This is a genomic window from Variovorax sp. VaC1 (genome assembly GCF_043658315.1).
Classification (GTDB): Bacteria; Pseudomonadota; Gammaproteobacteria; order Burkholderiales; family Burkholderiaceae_C; genus Variovorax.
Genome location: NZ_JBIGLT010000001.1, coordinates 205552 through 226725, shown reverse-complemented (window position 1 = coordinate 226725; position 21174 = coordinate 205552). Strand labels below are relative to the sequence as shown.

General features: G+C 65.6%; 20 protein-coding genes. 14 read left to right on the top strand and 6 right to left on the bottom strand.

The features are described 5' to 3' along the window. Positions 1–4 precede the first annotated feature (4 nt). The gene (gene ompA / locus ACGLHS_RS01085; RefSeq protein WP_093236810.1) at positions 5–655 is read right to left on the bottom strand and encodes an outer membrane protein OmpA; all 651 of its coding nucleotides are present in this window, start codon (positions 653–655) and stop codon (positions 5–7) included. A 224-nt stretch (positions 656–879) separates the two neighbouring features. On the opposite strand from ompA, the gene gyrA reads away from it, so the two are divergent. The 11 genes from gyrA (at position 880) to ACGLHS_RS01030 (ending at position 13624) form a co-directional block, all read left to right on the top strand. Beyond that, positions 880–3525, top strand: coding sequence for a DNA gyrase subunit A (gene gyrA / locus ACGLHS_RS01080; RefSeq protein ID WP_394478136.1), 2646 nt, complete (start codon positions 880–882; stop codon positions 3523–3525). Next, the gene (locus ACGLHS_RS01075; RefSeq protein ID WP_394476076.1) at positions 3522–4100 is read left to right on the top strand and encodes a DUF2059 domain-containing protein; all 579 of its coding nucleotides are present in this window, start codon (positions 3522–3524) and stop codon (positions 4098–4100) included. Before gyrA ends, ACGLHS_RS01075 begins: the two co-directional genes overlap by 4 nt. A gap of 70 nt (positions 4101–4170) precedes the next feature. Then, positions 4171–5238 carry a 3-phosphoserine/phosphohydroxythreonine transaminase gene (serC, locus tag ACGLHS_RS01070; RefSeq protein WP_394478134.1) on the top strand — a complete coding sequence of 356 codons (1068 nt, stop codon included), beginning with the start codon at positions 4171–4173 and terminating at the stop codon, positions 5236–5238. 25 nt (positions 5239–5263) lie between these two features. Continuing rightward, complete coding sequence (gene pheA, locus ACGLHS_RS01065) at positions 5264–6385, top strand: prephenate dehydratase (RefSeq protein WP_093236806.1); 1122 nt, start codon at positions 5264–5266, stop codon at positions 6383–6385. A 14-nt stretch (positions 6386–6399) separates the two neighbouring features. Further along, the gene (locus ACGLHS_RS01060) at positions 6400–7290 is read left to right on the top strand and encodes a prephenate dehydrogenase/arogenate dehydrogenase family protein (protein WP_093236805.1); all 891 of its coding nucleotides are present in this window, start codon (positions 6400–6402) and stop codon (positions 7288–7290) included. A gap of 1 nt (position 7291) precedes the next feature. After that, the gene (locus ACGLHS_RS01055; protein WP_394476073.1) at positions 7292–9346 is read left to right on the top strand and encodes a bifunctional 3-phosphoshikimate 1-carboxyvinyltransferase/cytidylate kinase; all 2055 of its coding nucleotides are present in this window, start codon (positions 7292–7294) and stop codon (positions 9344–9346) included. A 196-nt stretch (positions 9347–9542) separates the two neighbouring features. Beyond that, positions 9543–11231: a 30S ribosomal protein S1 gene (rpsA, locus tag ACGLHS_RS01050; RefSeq protein ID WP_007829366.1), complete on the top strand. Its 1689-nt coding sequence runs from the start codon at positions 9543–9545 to the stop codon at positions 11229–11231. A 76-nt stretch (positions 11232–11307) separates the two neighbouring features. Then, a complete protein-coding gene (locus ACGLHS_RS01045; RefSeq protein ID WP_394476070.1) occupies positions 11308–11634 on the top strand; it encodes an integration host factor subunit beta in 327 nt (108 codons plus the stop codon). A gap of 46 nt (positions 11635–11680) precedes the next feature. Beyond that, positions 11681–12016, top strand: a complete 336-nt coding sequence (locus ACGLHS_RS01040; RefSeq protein WP_093236802.1) for a lipopolysaccharide assembly LapA domain-containing protein — start codon at positions 11681–11683, stop codon at positions 12014–12016. After that, a complete protein-coding gene (gene lapB, locus ACGLHS_RS01035) occupies positions 12006–13175 on the top strand; it encodes a lipopolysaccharide assembly protein LapB (RefSeq protein WP_093236801.1) in 1170 nt (389 codons plus the stop codon). The genes ACGLHS_RS01040 and lapB overlap by 11 nt, the downstream gene beginning before the upstream one ends. A 128-nt stretch (positions 13176–13303) precedes the next feature. Beyond that, complete coding sequence (locus ACGLHS_RS01030) at positions 13304–13624, top strand: ComEA family DNA-binding protein (RefSeq protein ID WP_394476067.1); 321 nt, start codon at positions 13304–13306, stop codon at positions 13622–13624. 161 nt (positions 13625–13785) lie between these two features. Here ACGLHS_RS01030 and ACGLHS_RS01025 read toward each other — a convergent pair whose 3' ends face one another. The 3 genes from ACGLHS_RS01025 to ACGLHS_RS01015 are packed head-to-tail and all read right to left on the bottom strand — an operon-like array spanning position 13786 to position 16093. Beyond that, positions 13786–14757 (bottom strand): aspartyl protease family protein, encoded by a 972-nt coding sequence (locus ACGLHS_RS01025; RefSeq protein WP_394476065.1) that lies wholly within the window; start codon positions 14755–14757, stop codon positions 13786–13788. A gap of 28 nt (positions 14758–14785) precedes the next feature. Further along, positions 14786–15412, bottom strand: coding sequence for a class I SAM-dependent methyltransferase (locus ACGLHS_RS01020; protein WP_394476063.1), 627 nt, complete (start codon positions 15410–15412; stop codon positions 14786–14788). A gap of 48 nt (positions 15413–15460) precedes the next feature. After that, on the bottom strand, positions 15461–16093 hold the full coding sequence (locus ACGLHS_RS01015) for a DedA family protein (RefSeq protein ID WP_394476061.1): 633 nt from the start codon (positions 16091–16093) through the stop codon (positions 15461–15463). A 227-nt stretch (positions 16094–16320) separates the two neighbouring features. On the opposite strand from ACGLHS_RS01015, the gene ACGLHS_RS01010 reads away from it, so the two are divergent. Genes ACGLHS_RS01010 through lnt form a run of 3 tightly spaced genes read left to right on the top strand, consistent with a single transcriptional unit; the run spans position 16321 to position 19900 of the window. Continuing rightward, positions 16321–16986, top strand: coding sequence for a response regulator transcription factor (locus ACGLHS_RS01010; protein ID WP_093236796.1), 666 nt, complete (start codon positions 16321–16323; stop codon positions 16984–16986). Next, entirely contained in the window at positions 16983–18371 is a 1389-nt protein-coding gene (locus tag ACGLHS_RS01005) for a sensor histidine kinase (protein WP_394476058.1), read from the top strand. The genes ACGLHS_RS01010 and ACGLHS_RS01005 overlap by 4 nt, the downstream gene beginning before the upstream one ends. Beyond that, entirely contained in the window at positions 18335–19900 is a 1566-nt protein-coding gene (lnt, locus tag ACGLHS_RS01000; RefSeq protein ID WP_394476056.1) for an apolipoprotein N-acyltransferase, read from the top strand. Before ACGLHS_RS01005 ends, lnt begins: the two co-directional genes overlap by 37 nt. Here the strand turns inward: lnt and ACGLHS_RS00995 are convergent. After that, entirely contained in the window at positions 19887–20090 is a 204-nt protein-coding gene (locus tag ACGLHS_RS00995; protein ID WP_394476054.1) for a hypothetical protein, read from the bottom strand. The genes lnt and ACGLHS_RS00995 overlap by 14 nt on opposite strands. A gap of 114 nt (positions 20091–20204) precedes the next feature. After that, positions 20205–20729: a hypothetical protein gene (locus ACGLHS_RS00990; RefSeq protein ID WP_394476052.1), complete on the bottom strand. Its 525-nt coding sequence runs from the start codon at positions 20727–20729 to the stop codon at positions 20205–20207. Between the last annotated feature and the right edge of the window lie 445 nt (positions 20730–21174).

Here is a 21174-nt window from a genome sequence, read left to right as displayed (position 1 = left end):
ATGATTAGTTGGCGCGGGTGCCGACCACTTCGATTTCAACGCGACGGTTCTTGGCGCGACCTTCCTTGGTCTTGTTGTCAGCCACAGGTTGCGACTTGCCCTTGCCTTCGGTGTAAACGCGGTTGCGTTCGATGCCCTTCGAGACCAGGAAGGCCTTGACGGCTTCAGCGCGACGCACCGACAGACGCTGGTTGTAAGGCACCGTGCCGATCGAGTCGGTATGGCCCACAGCGATGATCACTTCGAGATTGACGCCACGGATCTTCTCGACCAGGTCGGTCAGCTTGGCGCGACCTTCAGGCTTCAGAACCGACTTGTCGAAGTCGAAGAATGCGTCAGCAGCGAAGGTCACCTTCGAAGCGGCGACTTGCGCGGGCGTCGCGGGAGGCGTCACGCCAGGGGTCGGAGCCACAGCGGCCGGAGCGGCAGGAACCAGAGCGCCGTCGCAACCGGCGGCGGCGGTAGCCGGCGTCCAGTTGGCATCGCGCCAGCACAGTTCGTTGGTGCCGTTCTTCCAGACCAGTTCGCCGGTGCCGTTTTGCCAGTTGTCGATCGTAGGACCGCCGTCCGCAGCGGTGACACGGGTCTGCGCGCCGGCGGCAGTGGCGAGCGCAGCGACTGCAAACATCATCGCCACTTTATTCAGTTTCTTCATGGTTCTCCTCTTGGGGAAAAAGCCGCAGCCGCGCTGCGAATCAAGGACGCTTTAAGTGACCACCACCCAAAACGTTGAGGCGATTGTGCCATAGGGTCTTTGGCAAACAGGCCGCTGGACGCCCCCGAAGCGTAGGACGGAGGCGGAATAGCCGCCTAGTGTTGCGGCGGTGCGACACCCCTCACAGCGTAAAATTTCGCCTTCCTGCCGCCAGCCTCTCGCTCATGACCTCCTTCGCCAAAGAAACCCTGCCCATCAGTCTCGAAGAGGAAATGCGCAGCAGCTATCTCGATTACGCCATGAGCGTCATCGTGGGCCGGGCGCTTCCCGATGCGCGCGACGGCCTCAAGCCTGTGCACCGGCGCGTGCTGTTCGCCATGCACGAACTCAACAACGACTGGAACCGGCCGTACAAGAAGTCGGCCCGTATCGTCGGCGACGTGATCGGTAAATATCACCCGCACGGCGACCAGTCGGTCTACGACACCATCGTTCGGTTGGCGCAGGACTTCTCCATGCGCCACATGCTGGTCGACGGCCAGGGCAACTTCGGTTCCGTGGATGGCGACAACGCCGCCGCGATGCGTTATACGGAAATCCGGCTGGCCAAAATTGCGCACGAAATGCTGGCCGATATCGACAAGGAAACTGTCGACTTTCAGGACAATTACGACGGTTCCGAAAAAGAGCCGAAGGTACTGCCCAGCCAGCTGCCGAATTTGCTGGTGAATGGCTCTGGCGGTATTGCCGTCGGCATGGCCACCAATATTCCGCCGCACAACCTGAATGAGGTAGTGGACGCCTGTCTGCACCTGCTGCGCAACCCGCAGGCCAGCATCGACGAATTGATGGAAATCGTGCCCGCGCCCGACTTCCCCACCGCCGGCATCATTTACGGCATCAACGGCGTGAAGGACGGCTACCGCACCGGCCGCGGCAAGGTCGTGATGCGCGCCAAGTGCCACTTCGAGGACATCGACCGCGGCCAGCGCCAGGCGATCATCGTTGACGAGCTCCCCTACCAGGTCAACAAGAAGACCCTGCAGGAGCGCATGGCCGAGCTGGTGCACGAGAAGAAGATCGAAGGCATCAGCCACATCCAGGACGAATCCGACAAGTCGGGCATGCGCCTGGTGATCGAACTCAAGCGCGGCGAAGTGCCCGAGGTGGTGCTCAACAACCTCTACAAGCAGACGCAGCTGCAGGACACCTTCGGCATCAACATGGTGGCGCTGGTCAACGGCCAGCCGAAGCTGTGCAACCTGAAGGACCTGATCGAGGTTTTCCTGCAGCACCGCCGCGAAGTGGTCACGCGCCGCACCGTCTTCACGCTGCGCAAGGCCCGCGAACGCGGCCACGTGCTCGAAGGCCTGGCGGTCGCGTTGGCCAATATCGACGAGTTCATCCGCATCATCCGCGAATCGCCCACGCCGCCGGTCGCCAAGGCCGAGCTGATGACCCGCAGCTGGGACAGCAAGCTGGTGCGCGAGATGCTCACGCGTTCGCGCGCCGATGGCGGCGTGATCAATGCCGACGACTACCGCCCCGAGGGCCTCGAGCGCGAGTACGGCATGGGTGGCGACGGCCTCTATCGCCTGTCGGAAACGCAAGCTCAGGAAATCCTGCAGATGCGCCTGCAGCGCCTGACCGGCCTCGAGCAAGACAAGATCGTTGCCGAGTACAAGGAAGTCATGGCCGAGATCGACGACCTGCTCGACATCCTGGCCAAGCCCGAGCGCGTCTCCATCATCATTGGCGAGGAGCTCGGCGATATCAAGCAGGAGTTCGGCCAGTCGAAGCTCGGCGCTCGCCGCAGCCTGGTCGAGCACAGCGCCTATGACCTCTCGACCGAAGACCTGATCACCCCGACCGACATGGTCGTCACGCTCTCGCACAGCGGCTACATCAAGAGCCAGCCCCTGGGCGAATACCGCGCGCAAAAACGCGGCGGCCGAGGCAAGCAGGCCACGGCCACGAAGGACGACGACTGGATCGACCAGCTCTTCATCGCCAACACGCACGACTACATCCTGTGCTTCTCCAACCGCGGCCGGCTCTACTGGCTCAAGGTCTGGGAAGTGCCGGCAGGTTCGCGCGGCTCGCGCGGCCGGCCGATCGTCAACATGTTCCCGCTGCAGGAAGGCGAGAAGATCAACGTCGCCCTCGCCCTTACCGGCGACAAACGCAACTTCCCGGCCGACCAGTACGTGTTCATGGCGACCTCGATGGGCACGGTCAAAAAGACGGCGCTCGACGAATTCAACAACCCGCGCAAGGGCGGCATCATCGCCGTGAACCTCGACGACGGCGACTACCTGATCGGCGCGGCACTGACCGACGGCAAGCACGACGTGATGCTCTTCAGCGACGGCGGCAAGGCCGTGCGCTTCGCCGAAGACGACGTCCGCCCGCTGGGCCGCAACGCCCGCGGCGTGCGCGGCATGTCGCTGGACCCCGGACAGGGTGTGATCGCGATGCTGGTGGCCGAGGACGAGCAGCAAAGCGTGCTCACCGCCACGGAAAACGGTTACGGAAAGCGAACAAGCATTACGGAATACACGCGCCACGGCCGCGGAACCAAAGGCATGATCGCGATTCAACAGAGTGAGCGCAACGGCAAGGTCGTCGCCGCCACTCTCGTGCATGCGGATGATGAGATCATGCTCATCACCGACAAGGGTGTGCTTGTGCGCACCCGGGTGGCAGAAATTCGCGAATTGGGTCGCGCGACGCAAGGCGTCACGCTGATCGGACTCGACGAAGGCGCCAAACTCAGCGGGCTACAACGTATCGTCGAAAACGACGCGAATGGCGAAAGTGAGCCTGACGCAGACGATACTTCCACATCTTCAACGGAGAATCCTCAGTGAAAAAAATCAAACTCGCACTTCTGACGGTAGCCCTGGCCAGCAGCTCGATGGCTGCAATGGCCCAGGACAAGGCCACGCTCATCAAGCAGTTCATCGACATCCAGCGCCCCGGCATCGAATCGCTGGCACGCGGGCTGGTCGAGCAATCGAGCGCTCCGATCGCGCAGGCAGGTTCGCAGTACCTGCAGACGCAAGTGCCTGAAGCCAAGCGCGAAGCCGCCGCCAAGGCCGCCGATGCCGAGCTGAAGAAGTACTTCGACGACGCCTACCCGATCGTGCGCGACAAGGCCGTTCAACTGGCCCCTGCCGCCCTCACCCCGCTGCTCGAGCAGAACTTCAGCGAAGACGAGCTCAAGCAGCTGCTGGCCTGGATCAACTCGCCCCTGAGCAAGAAGTACCAGGACCTGAACCCGAAGATGCAGACCGCACTGACGGAAAAGCTGGTGGCCGAAACCCGCGCCAGCATCGAACCCAAGATGCGCGCACTCGACGAAAACGTCGCCAAGGCACTCGGCGCCCCGACCGAAGCACCCGCACCCGCCAAGGCGCCAGCCAAGGCACCAGCCAAGAAGTAAAAGCAACGTGACCCAGCAGCAGACGCCGGCCGGCAAGCGCCCCTACAACTTCTCGGCCGGTCCGGCTGCCATGCCGGAGGCGGTGCTGCAACGCGCTGCCTCCGAAATGCTCGACTGGCAGGGCAGCGGCATGAGCGTGATGGAGATGAGCCATCGCGGCAAGGAATTCGGCGCGATCTGCACGCAAGCCGAAGCCGACATCCGCACGTTGCTGGCCGTGCCCTCTCATTTCCACATCCTGTTCATGCAGGGTGGCGGACTTGGCGAAAACGCCATCGTGCCGCTGAACCTGTCGCGCGGCAAAACCGCCGATTTCGTGATCACCGGCAGCTGGAGCGTCAAGTCGCACAAGGAAGCGCAGCGCTACTGCACTGCACGCGTTGCGGCAAGCAACGCCGACAACCAGCACACCCAACTGCCCGATCCCTCGACCTGGCAGCTCAGCCAGGATGCCTCGTACGTGCACGTGTGCAGCAACGAGACCATCAACGGCATCGAATTCCAACAGCTGCCCGACCTTGCCGCGCTCGGCAGCAGCGCGCCGCTCGTCATCGATTTTTCGTCGCACGTCGCCTCGCGCAGCGTCGACTGGAGCCGCGTGGGCCTGGCCTTCGGCGGCGCCCAGAAGAACCTCGGCCCCGCTGGCCTGACGATCGTCGTCGTGCGCGACGACCTGCTCGGCCACGCGCTCGAGATCTGCCCGAGCGCGTTCAACTACAAGACCGTGGCCGACAACAACTCCATGTACAACACCCCGCCGACCTGGGGCATCTACATGGCGGGGCTCACGTTCCAGTGGCTGCTTCAGCAGACCGAGGGCAACCTCACCGGCGTGGCCGCCATGGAGCAACGCAACATCGCGAAGGCGAAGCTGCTGTACGACTTCATCGACGGTTCCGACTTCTACGCCAACCGGATCGATCCGAGCTGCCGCTCGCGCATGAACGTGCCCTTCTTCCTCGCCGACGAGGGCCGCAACGAGGCCTTCCTGGCGGGTGCGCGCGAAGCCGGGCTGCTGCAGCTCAAGGGCCACAAGTCGGTCGGCGGCATGCGCGCCAGCATTTACAACGCCATGCCGCTGGCAGGGGTGCAGGCACTGGTGGGCTACATGCGAGAATTCGAGCGATCGCATGCCTAGGCGCATGCCCTAGCTGCTCGCACCGATGACCGCCTCCGTACCCACACCGCCCTCCTCCCCCGACAATTCCGAAAGCCTTGCCGGTCTGCGCGTGCAGATCGACTCGCTCGACCAGCAACTGCTCAGCCTGCTCAACGAGCGCGCCCACGTGGCCGAGCTGGTCGGCGAGGTCAAGAAGCGCGAGGGCACGCCGTTCTTTCGCCCCGACCGCGTCGCGGCGGTCATCGACAAGATGCAAAAGAGCAATGCGGGTCCGCTCAAGGACCTGCATGTGGCCGCCATCTGGCGCGAAATCATGTCGGCCTGCCTGGCCCTCGAATCGCCGCAGCGCGTGGCTGTTCTGGGCCCCGAAGGCACCTTCTGCGAACAGGCCGCCATCGAGTACTTCGGCGGCGCGGCCGACCTGATCTATTGCGCCAGCTTCGACGAGGTGTTCCATGCCACCGCCGCGGGCAGCGCCCAGTACGGCGTGGTCGGCGTCGAGAACTCGACCGAAGGCGTGGTCACGCGCTCGCTCGACCTGTTTCTGCATTCGCCCACCCACGTCGTCGGTGAAGTCAGCCTGCTGGTGCGCCACCACCTCCTGCGCAGCAGCAACTCGCTCGAAGGCATCGAGGCCGTGCTGGCCCATCCGCAGGCGCTGGCCCAATGCCAGACCTGGTTGTCCAAGCACCTGCCGAACGCCGAGCGCCGCGCCGTCTCGAGCAATGCCGAAGGCGCCCGGCTCGCCGCCACTAACCCGGCCTGGGCCGGTCTCGCGGGCGAGCGCGCCGCCACGCGCTTCGGCCTGCACATCGTGGCGCACGCCATCCAGGACGATTCGTACAACCGCACCCGCTTCTCGGTGATCTGCCTGCCGCAGACGCTGGCCATGCCGCCCGCCTCGGGCCGCGACTGCACGAGCCTGATCGTCTCGGTGCCGAACCGACCCGGCGCCGTGCACGACCTGCTGGTGCCGCTGAAGGCCAACAACGTGTCGATGACGCGCTTCGAGTCGCGCCCCGCCCGCACCGGCCAGTGGGAGTACTACTTCTACATCGACCTCGACGGCCACCCCTCGCAGCCCAACGTGGCCGCGGCGCTGGCCGAACTGCGCGGCCTCTGCGCGTTCTACAAGGTCCTTGGCGCCTACCCCGTCAAAGCCTGAGCCGGACAGACACGATGTTCGAGCAACTGGGATTGATCGGCTGCGGCCTCATGGGCGGCTCCTTTGCGCTCGCGCTCAAGCGCGCGAAGCTGGTGAAACGCGTGGTCGGCTACAGCAAGTCGCCGTCCACCACGGAGCGGGCGCGCCAGCTCGGCGTGATCGACGTGGTGGCGCCTTCCGCGCTGCTGGCGGTGTCGGGCGCCGACATCGTGCTGCTCGCCGTGCCGGTGGCGGCATCGGAGGCCACCTTCAAGGCCATTCGCCACGGCATTTCGAACGAGACGCTCGTGATGGACGTCGGCTCGACAAAAGGCGACGTGATCGAAGCCGCGCGCAACGGCCTGCAGCGGCAGTTTTCGAGCTTCGTGCCGGCGCATCCGATCGCCGGCAAAGAGGTTTCGGGCATCGAGCACGCCGAAGCCTCGCTGTTCACCGGCCGCCAGGTCGTGCTGACGCCGGTCAAGACCACGCTGCGTTCGAACGTGCAACGGGCCTCGCAAGTCTGGAGCGGCATCGGCGCCCACGTCGTCACCATGACGCACGAAGAGCATGACGCCGCCTTCGCCGCCGTGAGCCACCTGCCGCACCTGCTGGCCTTCGCATACACCAATGCCCTCAAGGCGCAGCCGCAGGGCGATCGCTTCCTGAGTCTCGCGGGGCCGGGCTTTCGCGATTTCTCTCGCATCGCCGCGAGCGATCCGGTCATGTGGCGCGACGTGCTGCTCGCCAATCGCGAACAGGTGCTGCTGCAATCACGGGCCTTCCGCCAAGCGCTGGAAGATCTTGAAACCCTCATGACTGCTGGCGACCTGCAGGCGCTGGAGCATTCCATCGCCGCCGCCAGCAAGGCCCGCGCCGCCTGGAAACCCAGCGCCGACGCAGCTTCGTCGCAGCAGGACGTCTGACATGTTCTCGACGGCCTTCCTCGACCTCCCTCCCCTCACGGGTGCCGCCGGCACGGTCCGGCTGCCTGGCTCCAAGAGCATTTCCAACCGCGTGCTGCTGCTGGCTGCGCTTGCCAGCGGCACCACCACCGTTCACGACCTGCTCGACTCCGACGACACCCGGGTGATGCTTGATGCCTTGCGCGCGCTCGGCTGCGGCATCGACCGCACCGGCGACACCCTGCGCGTGACCGGTCTCGGCGGACAGCTGAAACCCAATCCGGACGTGCTGCCGCTGTTCCTCGGCAACGCCGGCACCGCGATGCGTCCGCTGACGGCAGCCCTGTCGCTGCTCGGCGGCGAGTTCGAACTGAGCGGCGTGCCGCGCATGCACGAGCGGCCCATCGGCGACCTGGTCGATGCGCTGACCCAGCTCGGTTGCCAGATCGACTATCTTGGCAATCCCGGCTACCCGCCACTGCGCATTCATCCGGTCGACCATGGCGACCTGGTGCTCGATACGCCGATCCGCGTGCGCGGCGACGTGTCGAGCCAGTTCCTGACCGCCCTGCTGCTGGCGCTGCCGCTCGCGGCCGGAGGTGCTGCCGCCGCTTCGCAGCCAAACGGCGTTGCGGCCGGGCGCGACATCGTGATCGAGGTGGTGGGCGAGCTGATCTCCAAACCCTACATCGAGATCACGCTGAACCTGCTGGCACGCTTCGGCATCGCCGTACGGCGCGACGGCTGGGAGCGCTTCACCATTCCCGCCGGCAGCCGCTACAGCTCGCCGGGCGACATCCACGTTGAAGCCGACGCATCCTCTGCTAGCTATTTCATAGCACTCGGCGCAGTGGCGACCGGCGTATCCGGCAAGAATGGCATCCGGATCGAAGGCGTGGGCGCCGATTCGATCCAGGGCGACATCCGCTTCGTCGATGCCGCGCGGCAGATGGGCGCACAGGTCGACAGCGGCCCCAACTGGCTCGAAGTGCGCCGTGGCGCCTGGCCACTCAAGGCCATCGACATCGACGCCAACCACATCCCCGATGCGGCCATGACGCTCGCCGTCATGGCGCTGTACGCCGACGGCCCGAGCACGTTGCGCAACATCGCCAGCTGGCGGGTCAAGGAAACCGACCGCATCGACGCAATGGCCAACGAGCTGAAGAAGCTGGGCGCCACGGTCGAGGCCGGCCCCGATTTCATCCGCGTGCACCCACTGGCGCAGGGCGACTGGCAACCCGCCAGCATCCGGACCTATGACGACCACCGCGTCGCCATGTGCTTCTCGCTCGCGGCCTTCAACGCCGCGGGGGTGCCGGTGCGCATCCTCGAGCCCCATTGCGTCGCCAAGACCTTCCCCGACTACTTCGAGACCCTGTTCTCGGTGGCCGAAGCCGCCGAAGTGCCGGTGATCTGCATCGACGGCCCGACCGCCTCGGGCAAGGGAACGCTCGCAGCCGAAGTGGGGCGCCTGCTGGGCTACCACTACCTCGATTCGGGCTCGCTCTACCGCGTGACCGGCCTTGCCGCCCGGCATGCCGGGCTGAACGCCGACGCCCAGCACGAGGCGCAGATCGCCGCGCTCGCCGCGGCCCTGCCCCTCCAGTTCACCGAAGGCAAGGTGCTGCTGGCCGGCGAAGACGTCAGCGACGAGATCCGCACCGAAGCCGCCGGCATGGACGCCTCCCGCGTCTCCACGCTGCCGGCCGTGCGCGAGGCGCTTCTGGCCCTGCAACAGCGGTTTCGCCAGCTGCCCGGCCTGGTGGCCGACGGGCGCGACATGGGCACCGTGATCTTTCCGGACGCCACCCTCAAGGTCTATCTCACCGCCAGCGCGGTCCAGCGCGCCGAACGGCGCCATAAGCAGTTGATTTCAAAGGGTATTTCGACTACACTCAACAGTCTTCGCTCCGACTTGGAAGCACGTGACGCCAGGGATTCATCCCGCAGCGTCGCCCCTCTCAAGCCAGCGCAGGATGCCCGCCACCTCGACAACTCCCAGCTGTCCATCGAGCAATCGATCGATCAGGTGTTGGACTGGTGGCAGCAAGTACAGCCCTTCAAGCTCGCTTGAAAGGCTCGCGCCAACCGGATGTTCCGGCTGGCGCATACCGCTCCAGCAGGCTCTTTTCGCGCGACAGCGCACCGGCCTTCTGGTTGTTCAACCAACCCGGGCACCAGCCCACAAAACCGCCGTCTCCAGACCCACAGCAGCCGCACGCAATTTCGCAAGAGCGCCTGCCAACCCTGCCTGACGGAAGGAACCATAAATGTCTGAATCTTTTGCCGACCTATTCGAAGAGTCCCTGAAGCGTTCCGAAATGCGCACCGGCGAGGTCATCACGGCCGAAGTCGTGCGCGTCGAGCACAACCACGTGGTGGTCAACGCCGGCCTGAAGTCCGAAGCGTATGTGCCGATCGAAGAGTTCAAGAACGACAAGGGCGAACTCGAAGTCCAGGCCGGCGATTTCGTTTCCGTTGCCATCGGCAGCGTTGAAAACGGCTACGGCGACACCATCCTCTCGCGCGACACCGCCAAGCGTCTGGCTTCGTGGCTCGCCCTCGAGAAGGCCCTGGAATCGGGCGACTTCGTCACCGGCACCACCAGCGGCAAGGTCAAGGGCGGCCTGACCGTCCTGGTCAACGGCATCCGCGCATTCCTGCCGGGCTCGCTGATCGACACGCGTCCGATCAAGGACCTGACCCCGTACGAAAACAAGACCCTCGAATTCAAGGTCATCAAGCTCGACCGCAAGCGCAACAACGTCGTGCTGTCGCGCCGTGCCGTGGTCGAAGCCAGCATGGGCGAAGAACGCGCCAAGCTGATGGAAACCCTGAAGGAAGGCGCTGTTGTCCGCGGCGTCGTCAAGAACATCACCGAATACGGTGCGTTCGTTGACCTCGGCGGCATCGACGGCCTGCTGCACATCACCGACATGGCATGGCGCCGTGTCCGCCACCCGAGCGAAGTCGTTCAGGCCGGCCAGGAAATCACCGCCAAGATCCTCAAGTTCGACACCGAAAAGAACCGTGTCTCGCTGGGTCTCAAGCAAATGGGCGACGACCCGTGGATGGGCGTTTCGCGCCGCTACCCGCAATCGACCCGCCTGTTCGGCAAGGTCACGAACATTGCCGACTACGGCGCGTTCGTCGAACTCGAACCCGGCATCGAAGGCCTGGTGCACGTCTCCGAAATGGACTGGACCAACAAGAACATCGCTCCGAACAAGATCGTCTCGCTGGGCGACGAAGTCGAAGTCATGGTTCTGGAAATCGACGAAGACAAGCGCCGCATCAGCCTGGGCATGAAGCAGTGCAAGGCCAACCCGTGGCAAGAGTTCGCTCAAAACACGAAGCGTGGCGACCGCGTCAAGGGCCCGATCAAGTCGATCACCGACTTCGGCGTGTTCGTGGGTCTGGCTGCCGGCATCGACGGCCTGGTTCACCTCTCGGACCTCTCGTGGAACGAAGCCGGCGAAACCGCCGTTCGCAACTACAAGAAGGGCCAGGAAGTCGAAGCGATCGTGCTGGCAGTCGATGTCGACCGCGAGCGCATCTCGCTGGGCATCAAGCAGCTCGACAGCGATCCGTTCACCACGTTCACCACCGTGAACGACAAGGGCCAGATCGTGACCGGCAAGGTCAAGACGGTTGACGCCCGCGGCGCTGAAATCGACCTGGGCGAAGACATCATCGGCTACCTGCGTGCTTCGGAAATCTCGCGCGACCGCGTCGAAGATGCCCGCAACGTGCTCAAGGAAGGCGACGAAGTCACCGCCATCGTCGTGAACGTGGATCGCAAGACCCGCAACATCCAGCTGTCGATCAAGCAGAAGGACATGGTCGACGAACAAGGCGCCATGGCCAGCCTGAGCCAGCAGTCGGCACGCGAAAACGCGGGCACGACGAGCCTGGGCGCCCTGCTGCGCGCCAAGCTCGACAACAACGACAGCAAGTAAGCTGAGTCCGAAGACAGAGCAGGCCCTGGGGCCGCTCTGTCTTTTTTTTCGTCTACGTTTTCTGCACTGGCCTCTTATGACCCGCTCTGACCTCGTCGAAGAACTCGCAGCGCGCTTTGCGCAACTCACGCACCGCGATGCCGAATACGCCGTCAAGACCATCCTCGACGCGATGAGCGACGCGCTGGTGTGCGGGCATCGCATCGAGATCCGTGGGTTCGGCAGCTTCTCGGTCAACCGGCGCCCGCCGCGCATCGGCCGCAATCCGCGGTCGGGCGAAAGCGTGCAGATTCCCGAGAAGCGAGTGCCTCACTTCAAGCCGGGCAAGGCCCTGCGCGAAGCCGTGGACGCAAAGACCGCCGAGCTCGACGCGGGCAAGGAAGCCAAGGCTCGCAAGGCCTGATCGACATGGGTACAAACGTAGAATGCTCCCGGCAACGGGAACGGCTATGAAATACCTCCTGTGGCTGCTCAAGGCAGCCATTTTTTTTACGCTCTTCGCTTTCGCGCTGAACAACCAGCACGACGCGACCGTCTATTTCTTCTTCGGTACCTACTGGCGTGCGCCGCTCGTGCTCGTCGTGCTCGCGGCCTTCGCCGGCGGGCTCGTGGTGGGCGCGCTCGGCATGCTGCCGGGCTGGTGGAAGCACCGCGCCGCAGCGGCGCAATTGCCTTCCGCATCCGAAGCCCCGACTCCCGCGGCACCGACGGCCGCTTCCGCCTCTGCGGCAGCGCCATCCATCACCGCCACCGACCTTCCCGCCGTACGTCAACATGGACTTTGATCCCAGCTGGCTGCTGATCGGCCTGCCCGTCGCCTTCGTGCTGGGCTGGCTCGCATCGCGCTTCGACATCCGCCAGCTCAAGCTCGAAAACAGGCAGGCGCCCAAGGCCTACTTCCGCGGCCTCAACTTCCTGCTCAACGAGCAGCAGGACCAGGCCATCGACGCCTTCATCGAGGCCGTGCAGAACGACCCCGACACGCAAGAGCTTCACTTCGCGCTCGGCAACCTGTTCCGCCGTCGTGGCGAGTACCAGCGTGCCGTGCGCGTGCACGAGCACCTGCTGGGCCGTGGCGACCTGAGCCGCAGCGACCGCGAGCGCGCCCAGCACGCACTGGCTCAAGACTTCCTGCGCGCCGGCCTGCTCGATCGCGCCGAAGCCGCGCTGCAGAAGCTCGAAGGCACGCGCTACGAGAACGAGGCGCGCCTCTCGCTGCTGGCCATCTACGAACGCTCGCGCGAGTGGGCCCAGGCCGCCGACGTGGCACAGAAGCTCGATGAATCCGACCAGGCCAGCTACAGCACGCGCCGCGCCCATCACCTGTGCGAACAGGCGACCGAGCGCGTGGCCGCCGGCGACGTTCCGGGCGCCACCAGGCTGCTCGCCCAGGCGGCCGAACTGGCACCGGAAGCACCGCGCCCGGCCATCGACACCGCCACGCTTCAACTGCGCAACGGCGATGCCGCCGCGGCCTTCGACACTCTCGTCGCCCTGAGCGACACCGCCCCGCTCGCGCTGCCGCTGTACGCCGCCGCGCTGCAGCAGGCGGCCGTGGCCGCGCACCGCGAAGGCGAGGCGCTCGCGCTGCTGCAGCGCCGCTATGTCGAGTCGCCATCGATCGACGTGCTCGAGGCCTTGATCGCCCTCGGCGGCACACCGACCGCCACCGCGCAAGACCCGGCCCCCACGCCGCGCGATGGCTACATCGCCCACCTCTCGCAGCAGCCGTCGCTGGTCGCTGCCTCGCGCTGGCTGGCTGGCGAGCGCTTCGAGCACGAGCAGTTCCATCCGCAGGTACAGCGCGCGCTCGACCAGGCCACGCGGCCGCTGATGCGCTACCGCTGCGCGGCATGCGGCTTCGAGGCGCACCAGTACTTCTGGCACTGCCCCGGCTGCCAGGCCTGGGACAGCTATCCGCCTCGCCGCGTCGAAGAACTCTGACCACGGTTCTGAACAATAGTCACGTGGGGGATCGCTCGCCTTTCAGGCGTCAACGCCCCGCTTCCCGAGCCCGTTGAGCCCGAGCCGACGCTTCTGTCGGCTATATCAACAATGAGGGAGTTCAAACAATGTTCAAGAAGATCCTGGCCGCCACGGCCCTGCTGTTCGCGGTCGCATCGTCGTTCGCCGCTGTCGACGTCAACAAGGGCACGGCCGCCGAGCTCGACGGCATCAAGGGCGTCGGCCCCGCGATGTCCAAGCGCATCCTCGATGCGCGCAAGGAAGGCGAATTCAAAGACTGGTCCGACTTCATGCAGCGCGTCAAGGGCGTGAAGGAAAAGAAGGCGGCCAAGCTGTCGACCGACGGCCTGACGGTCAATGGCCAGGCCTTCGGCGGCGCGCCCGCAGCGGCACCCGCCAAGCCGGCCAAGGCACCTGCCAAGCAGTAACGACCCCCTCGGCCCGTCCAGTCATGGGGCGATGCCCGTGAAGGACACATGACCGGCTTGTTCAAGCAAGCCAACCCCAACGCCCGATGAGATCCATCGGGCGTTTTCAATGGCGGCCATGACTGGCCGCCGTCGAGCACGCAAAGCCGTGGCGCGGACGCCTAGTCCCCTTGGGTGAGCCACAACCTCTGGTTGGGATAGTCGACTGTCAATCGGCAGCACGAGAAAAAATCCGTCCCGAGAATTCCATCGATCGATGTTCCTGCTGCGGTGCCGATGGAATCCATCGCATCCGAGATCGACACGAACCTCAATGCGCGACGGACGCCGCCAAGTTCGACGGAAGCAGCACCCACATCCACCTGCACAAGGCCCCCTGCCCCGCTCTGCACACCCGCCCCCGTCGCCGCGACCTGCGCACGCGCAGCGGCCGCGCGCGACAGCATGGTGCCGGAAGCCCCGGTATCGATCTCCAGCGTGAACGGCCCCACGCCATTGACCATCGCCTCGACCAGAATCAGCGGCTTCTTCGCGGCAAACACGAAGCGGATCGCTTCGGCATCGGGGCCCGCGGGCGCCGCCAGATCGATGGTTCGTGCCCGGTGGTCGATGGCGAACCTTCGCTCGCGCAGAAAGTGGTAGCCGACGATGGCATCGACACGTCGCCCCACGGCCATCCGGTCGATCATCGGAACGACGGCGATGTCGGTTGCACCCAGCGTCACCGGGCCCAGTTCGAAGCGCGCGAGCTTCGCCGTCCGATAGCCTTGCCGACGAGGCCCCACGGCGATGGAGTCCGTCGGCACGATCTCCTCCGACAAGGCCAGCGACTGCCGCTTCGCCACGGCGTCACTGACAAACACCGCGAAGGGGGCTGCAGCGCCGGTGTCCACGACCACTGCCATCTTGTCTCGACCGTCACCGCCCTTTGCCTGGACGACGATGAGCGGCGCTTGCGGCGAGGCGTAGTCGAACGGGATGACGCTCGAAGCAGCCTGCGTGCCGGCATCGACATGCCCGCGAGTTCGAGCCCCTTGATCGCTCGCGCAGGACGACAAGCCGACCGCAGCAGCCAGGGCCAACGCAACAAGACGCAGCCTGGGTGCAGTGCACTCGCTGACAGGATTTTTCATCGACGCCAATGCCTCTCGGAATTCCGATTCAAGCAAACAGACCTTCACGGCCTTCGCAACCGACCACGCGGCCACCCGCCATATTGACGCGCCGGAACCGATAAACAAATGCCGGCGGCAGATTCGCCGCAACGAAGCCGATGCGCACCGCATGCAGCCCCATGCGCTCCAGCAGCGCCTGCGGCACCGGGCAACGCGGCAGATAGGTGAACTGATACAGCGCACCATCTGCACGCAGATGCCGCAGGAACGCGCCCCGGATGATCGCCATCGCCTTCTCGACAGGCATGGCCAGCAAGGGGATGCCACTGACGATGGCGCTCGCCCTTTCGCGGCCGAAGAAAACGCCCGTCTGGCCCAGGTGCGCCGCGTCCATCTGAAGCACCCGCACGCCCGGAAACCGTTGCCCCAGCGACCTGGCAAATGCGGGGTCGGCTTCGACCAGCACCAGCCGCTCCCGGGGCACGCCGCGGGCCAGCAGCGCCTGGGTGAAGACGCCGGTGCCCGGCCCCAGTTCGATGACGGGCTCGCTCGACGACCGGATGTCCGAGGTGATGAGCGCCGCCAGCGCGCGGCTGGACGGCGCCACCGCACCGACAAGCTGCGGGTCGCGCAACCAGGAACGCAGGAACAACATTTTTTCGGCAATCGACATGCTTGGACTTTCTTTCAGATGAATGTCACGGCGATTTCTTCCTGGCGCTCACTCGCGGCCACCGGCGTCGTGCGTACGAACCACACGACGCCACACCGCGAGCACCACGACCTCCGCAACCAGTAAAACGATCAAGGTGCCGAAAGCCACGCCGGACGTGTTGCTGGCGCCGCTCCAGCGTGCCGCGACGTGGCCGGCGCAGATGAACAGCGCGTTCCAGAGCACGATGCCCGCCGCCGTTCCGGTGAAGAAGGGCAAGAGCTCGGCGCGGAACATGCCTGCGAGCCCCGGCGCGATCTCTCGCGCCAGCGGAACGAACTGCGCGGAGAACGCGAAGACGAATGCGCCTTCGCGGATGCGGCACTGCGCGACCATCCGCTCCCATCGCGCGGCCGGTATGCGCAAGAACGCCGACACGCGATGCAGCCCCGCCAGCGATCGCCGAGGACCGACCAGAGACCCGGCCGCATGGATGCACAGGCAGCCGGCAAAACTCGCCAGCGCCGTGACGGCAATCGCTTGCGGCAGCGGCCAGCGGCCCTGCGCGCAGGCCACGCCGATCGCAACCAGCAGCGCATGCGCCGGCACGATCGGCACCATGCGCTCGAACAGCGTCACGCCGACCAACCCCATCAATCCTTGCGTGGCAAGCCAGGCCATCGTCATGCCGAGTGGGTCCATGATGCGGTCCCGTTCAGGCACCATCGCGGCCGGAACGCGCACGCGGAAACGACAAGAAGACAGGGAGTTTGCGATCGGGGGTCATGGCGGTCCTTGTGTTGCCGGATGAGCACTGGCAAAGGGCATCTGCACATCCACGACCCGATTCTGTTGAGCGGCGGTTAAGAACTTTTTAATGGCCGTGCAGCATCCTTGCGGCTCCCGATCCGGGAGAAGAAAGAGTCACGATGCACATCCTGTTGGTGGAAGACGATGCAATGCTGGCCAGCGCCGTGGCCGCGGGCCTGAAGCAGAACGGCTGGAGCGTGGAATGCGCCGAAGATGCTGCCGCCGCGCGGCTGGCGCTGACCGATCACCACTTCACCGCGGTCCTGCTCGACCTGCAGTTGCCAGGCGCCTCGGGCCTGAGCGTGCTGACCTTCATGCGCGGCCGCTACGACGGCACCCCGGTGCTCATCGTCACCGCGCGCGACCAGCTCAGCGACCGCGTGCGCGGCCTGGATGCCGGCGCGGACGACTACCTCGTCAAGCCCTTTCAACTCGATGAGCTGTACGCGCGCCTGCGTGCGCTGACGCGCCGCAGCCAGGGCCGCGTGACCGAGGTGCTGACGGCCGGACAGGTCACGCTCGACCCCGCACGGCGCGTGGTCACGCGCGCCAACGAGCCCGTCGCGCTCAGCGCCTACGAGTACCGCACGTTGCTCGCGCTGATGGAGCGCCAGCGCCGCGTCGTCACACGCGACCAGCTCGAGGACATGATCTACGGCGACTCGGGAACCATCGAAAGCAACACCGTCGCGGTCTACGTCCACCAGCTGCGGCGCAAGCTCGGCGAAGACCTCATCGCCACGGTGCACGGCTTCGGCTATCGCATCGGGGAGGCGCAGTCGTGAAGTCGTTGCGCACCCATCTGCTGATCGCGCTGATGACTTCGATCCTGCTGTTCTGGTCCGGCTGGGGCCTGGTGATGTCGTGGACCATGTGGCGCGATCGCGTCGGCTTCGTCGACCGCACGCTGTCGGTCTCGGCGAACCTCGTGCTGCTCTCGATGCCGCCGAACATCGAGCTGCTGTTGGCCGCGCCGCCGGTCAAGCGCACGGTGGCGACGCCCCCGTCATTCGAGAGCGAGGTGGGCGTCGCGTTCCAGGTCTGGGTGCGCGGGCGCAACGTCATGCGCAGCCCCGATGCGGCCGAGGCACCGATGAGGGCCGACTTCACCGACGGCTATTCCCGCGAGCAGATCGGCGGAGAGAGCTTCCGCGTCTTTGCCGTCTCCGATCCCGCGCGCCACATCCATGTTCAAGTCAGTCGGCCGCTGACACGATGGCAGTCCGACCTGTGGAATGCCGTCCAGTTCGCCCTGCTCAATACAGCGGTGATGCTGACCCTGCTCGGCGCCACCATCTGGTGGGTCATCCGCTGGTCGTTCCGGCCGGTCACTGCCGTGCATGACGCGGTTCAAGCCAAGAAGGCACTCGATTTCTCGCCACTGCCGCTGCAAGGGTTGCCGGTCGAGATGCGCCCGCTGATCGAGTCCTTCAACCGCCTGCTCGAGCGATTGCACCGCGCCGTCGAAGGCGAGCGCCGCTTCATCGCCGACGCCGCGCACGAGCTGCGCACGCCGCTGGCGGCACTCGCCGCGCAGGCGCACGTCGCGCAGCGCGCGGGCAGCATCGCGGAGAAGAACGAGTCGCTGATGCAACTGGCCGCCGGCGTGGACCGCACCGCGCGCCTGTCGGAGCAACTGCTCGCGCTGGCGCGGCTCGATGCCGCCACCGACACCGAGCGGCATGTACCGCTGGAGCTGTCGCGGCTGGTCGAGATCGTGGTGCGCGACTTCGAGAGCCTTGCGGCCCGCAAGGGCGTGCAGCTGTCGTTGATCGTCGAGCCCTGCACGATCTGGGGCGATACCGACGAGATGGGCATTCTCTTGCGCAACCTCGTCGACAACGCGCTGCGCTTTACCTGCGACGGCGGAAGGATCGTCATCTCCTGCCGCCGCACGAACGCGAAGGGCGTGCGCGGCGTCTGCCTGCGCGTGGCCGACGACGGGCCCGGCATTCCCGCGTCCGAGCATGCGCGAATCTTCGAGCGCTTCTACCGGGTGCCGGGCGCGGGCCAGTCGGGCAGCGGCATCGGCCTTTCGCTGGTTGCGCGCATCGCCCAGACGCATGACGCGCGGATCGAGCTTGGCGAGGGCTTGCGCGGACGCGGCTTCGCCATCAGCGTCTGCTTTCCCGAATGGCTCGATCCGGCGGACGCGCTGGTCCGCAGCTGACAGCGCAGCAGCCCGCGCGGCCCGTGATGGAACTGCTGCTGGTCGCCGCAGCGGGTGGCCTGCAGACCATCGCTTTCGTGCACACGCAGGCCTGGTGGCTACAGCTTGCGTGTTGCGGCTTTCTGGCATGGCGTGTCGCGCGGCAGGCCAGTGCGGGCCGGGCGGCGCTGCTCGGTGCCGCCTATGGCGCTGCCTGGATGTGGGCGGGCGTGTGGTGGCTCCATGTCAGCATGCATCGCTACGGCGGTATGCCGGCATGGCTGTCGGCGCTGTCCGTCGTGGCGTTCGGTGCTTTTCTATCGCTCTTCCTTGCGCTCGCGCTTGTGCTGTTTGCGCGCTGCCGAAGTGGCGAGCCGCTGCGCGACGCATTGCGCTTCGGGGCGTTCTGGTTGCTCGCGGAACTGGGCCGCGGCGTGGCGCTCACCGGCTTTCCGTGGCTGGCCTCGGGCTATGCCCACGTGGACAGTCCGCTGGCCTCGCTTGCGCCATGGGTGGGCGTGTACGGCGTCGGTGCCGTGGGCGCCACGCTCGCAGCGTGGAGTGTCTTTGCGATCATGCAATGCCGGTCCCGCTGGCGTGGCGTGGCGGCCGGCGCGCTCGTGCTCGGCGTGCTCGCACTGCTCGGGCCCATGCGTTTCACCGAGCCCACGGGCACGTTGAGCGTGACCTTGCTTCAGGGCAACGTGGACCAGAGCGACAAGTTCTCCGCCAAAAAACAAGGCGGCGCACTCGCCTGGCACATGCACGCGTTGACGACGGCGCGCACCGATGTCGTGATCGCACCCGAAACGGCGATCCCGTTCCTGCCGAAGGAGATGCCTGCCGACTTCTGGCCAGTGATCGACCAACGCTTCGCAACGGGCACCACCCACGCTGTGTTCGGCCTGCCGCTGGGGAACGAAGGCACGGGCTATTCGAACTCGGCGATCGCGTTGGCGCCCGGTCGCCCGCACTACCGCTACGACAAGCACCACCTCGTGCCGCTGGGCGAGTTCACGCCGATCGGAATGCGCTGGTTCAAGCGCCTGCTTGACTTGCCATTGGGCGAGCTCAACGCCGGCCCCGCGCGTTCACCCGCCTTCGTCGTGCACGGCGAGCGCCTTGCGATGAGCATCTGCTACGAACAGCTGTTCGGCGAAGAACTCGCATTGCGCTTCGCCAATGCCGCCGACGAACCGACGATGCTCGTCAACCTCGGCAACATCGCATGGTTCGGCGACACCGAGGCCATGCAGCAGGACCTGCAGATCGCCCGCATGCGGTCACTGGAGTTCGAGCGGCCGATGCTGCGCGCGGCCAACACGGGCGCCACCGTGGTCATCGATCACCGGGGCAAGGTTGCGTACGCGTTGCCTGCACACGTGCAGGGGCAACTCGAAGCGAAGGTACAGGGGCGCACCGGAATGACGCCCTATGCGTGGTGGGCGAGCGCGTTCGCGCTCTGGCCGCTGTTCGCGCTGGCCTTGCTGCCAGTGCTGGCGCTGGTGCCGTCGCTTCGGCCCGCGCGTGCGGCTGTCAGCGGCCGGTGAAGCCGAACACCCGCGCGATCCAGCATCTCTTCTTTCGAAAGAGCGTGATGCGCGGATGCAGGTCGGGCGGGTGCGGTGCGCCCGAAGCTGTCGGTTGCTGCTTCGTGTCGCGCCCGCCCACGGACGGCGATGTGCGGGTCCGGGTGCCGAGCCCTGCAAAAGGCATGGTCGGCGAAGGTATCTCTCGCATGGGGGGTCTCCTGATGAGCCGCTCGAGGCCCGTTGGTCCGGCCCGGTCGATCATCCGCTGGAGTTTTTAGAAGTTCATTAAGGCGTCATGAAGAGTGCGGTGCCGCGTGCCGCCTCAAAAGCTGCGGCTGTACGTGAACAGCACCGCCGCGTTGCCGAGCGGCGCGATCTGTATCGAGTCCTGCTTCGTGATGCGGTAGCCCAGCGCCGGGATCACCAGCGGAGAGAAGCCGCCGAAGTTCAGCGGCACCTTTCTCTTGTACTGGCCCACGTAGCCATACATCAGGCCGGCGGTGAGCTTGGCGTAGAGCGACGGGTTGCCGAACAGGTTGTCCCAGCGGTAGCCGTAGTAGGTATAGGCACTGGGCTGGCCGAAGGAGTTGCTGAAGAACCCGGCGCCCCAGAGCCAGTTGTCGGGCAGGCGGCGCTCGAGCCCGATCAGGTAGACGCTGCGGTGCTCCGGACTGCGGCTCCAGTGATAGGCATAGGGCGAGATCGTGAGCTCCCACTTGTCCGCGCTGTTGATGCCGCTCTCGGTGGGCGCGGGCGATGTCTGGGCGTGCACCTGCGAGGCCTGCAGCGCGATCAGGCCGATCAGCGCAAGCGAAGTCAGATGGCGGTGGCCCGCGGAAATTTTCATGTTGGGTTTCCTTGTTTCACCTCCCTCCCTGGTCGGCGGCCCACGCGTTTTTCTGGATCACGGCGCACCGAGGCGGCACCGTTCGAGGCCTGAAAGCGGAAGACCGCCCACAGCCACCCACAAACAGGAAAGCCCCTTTTCGGGGCTCTCGAACATGATCGGCAACCGTACCTTCTCGCACGGCGTGACGCGTTTGGCAGCCACGACTTTAGATGCCGAAGTGCGCGACTTCCTGAGTCGATCCTGAAGTTTTGCCCCGGAGTTTCTGCAACGGCGTTGCCACAAAAGGAAGCCGCCGCCGCAGGCAAACCAGCATCGCGATGCGCGCGACCCTATGCCATCCGCCAACACTCGAGCACCTTTGCCGACCGGCGCGATGGCAGGGAAACACCTCAGCAAGTGGCCTGGAATTTGCTCTTACGCTTCCTTTCGTTTTGCTTTCAAC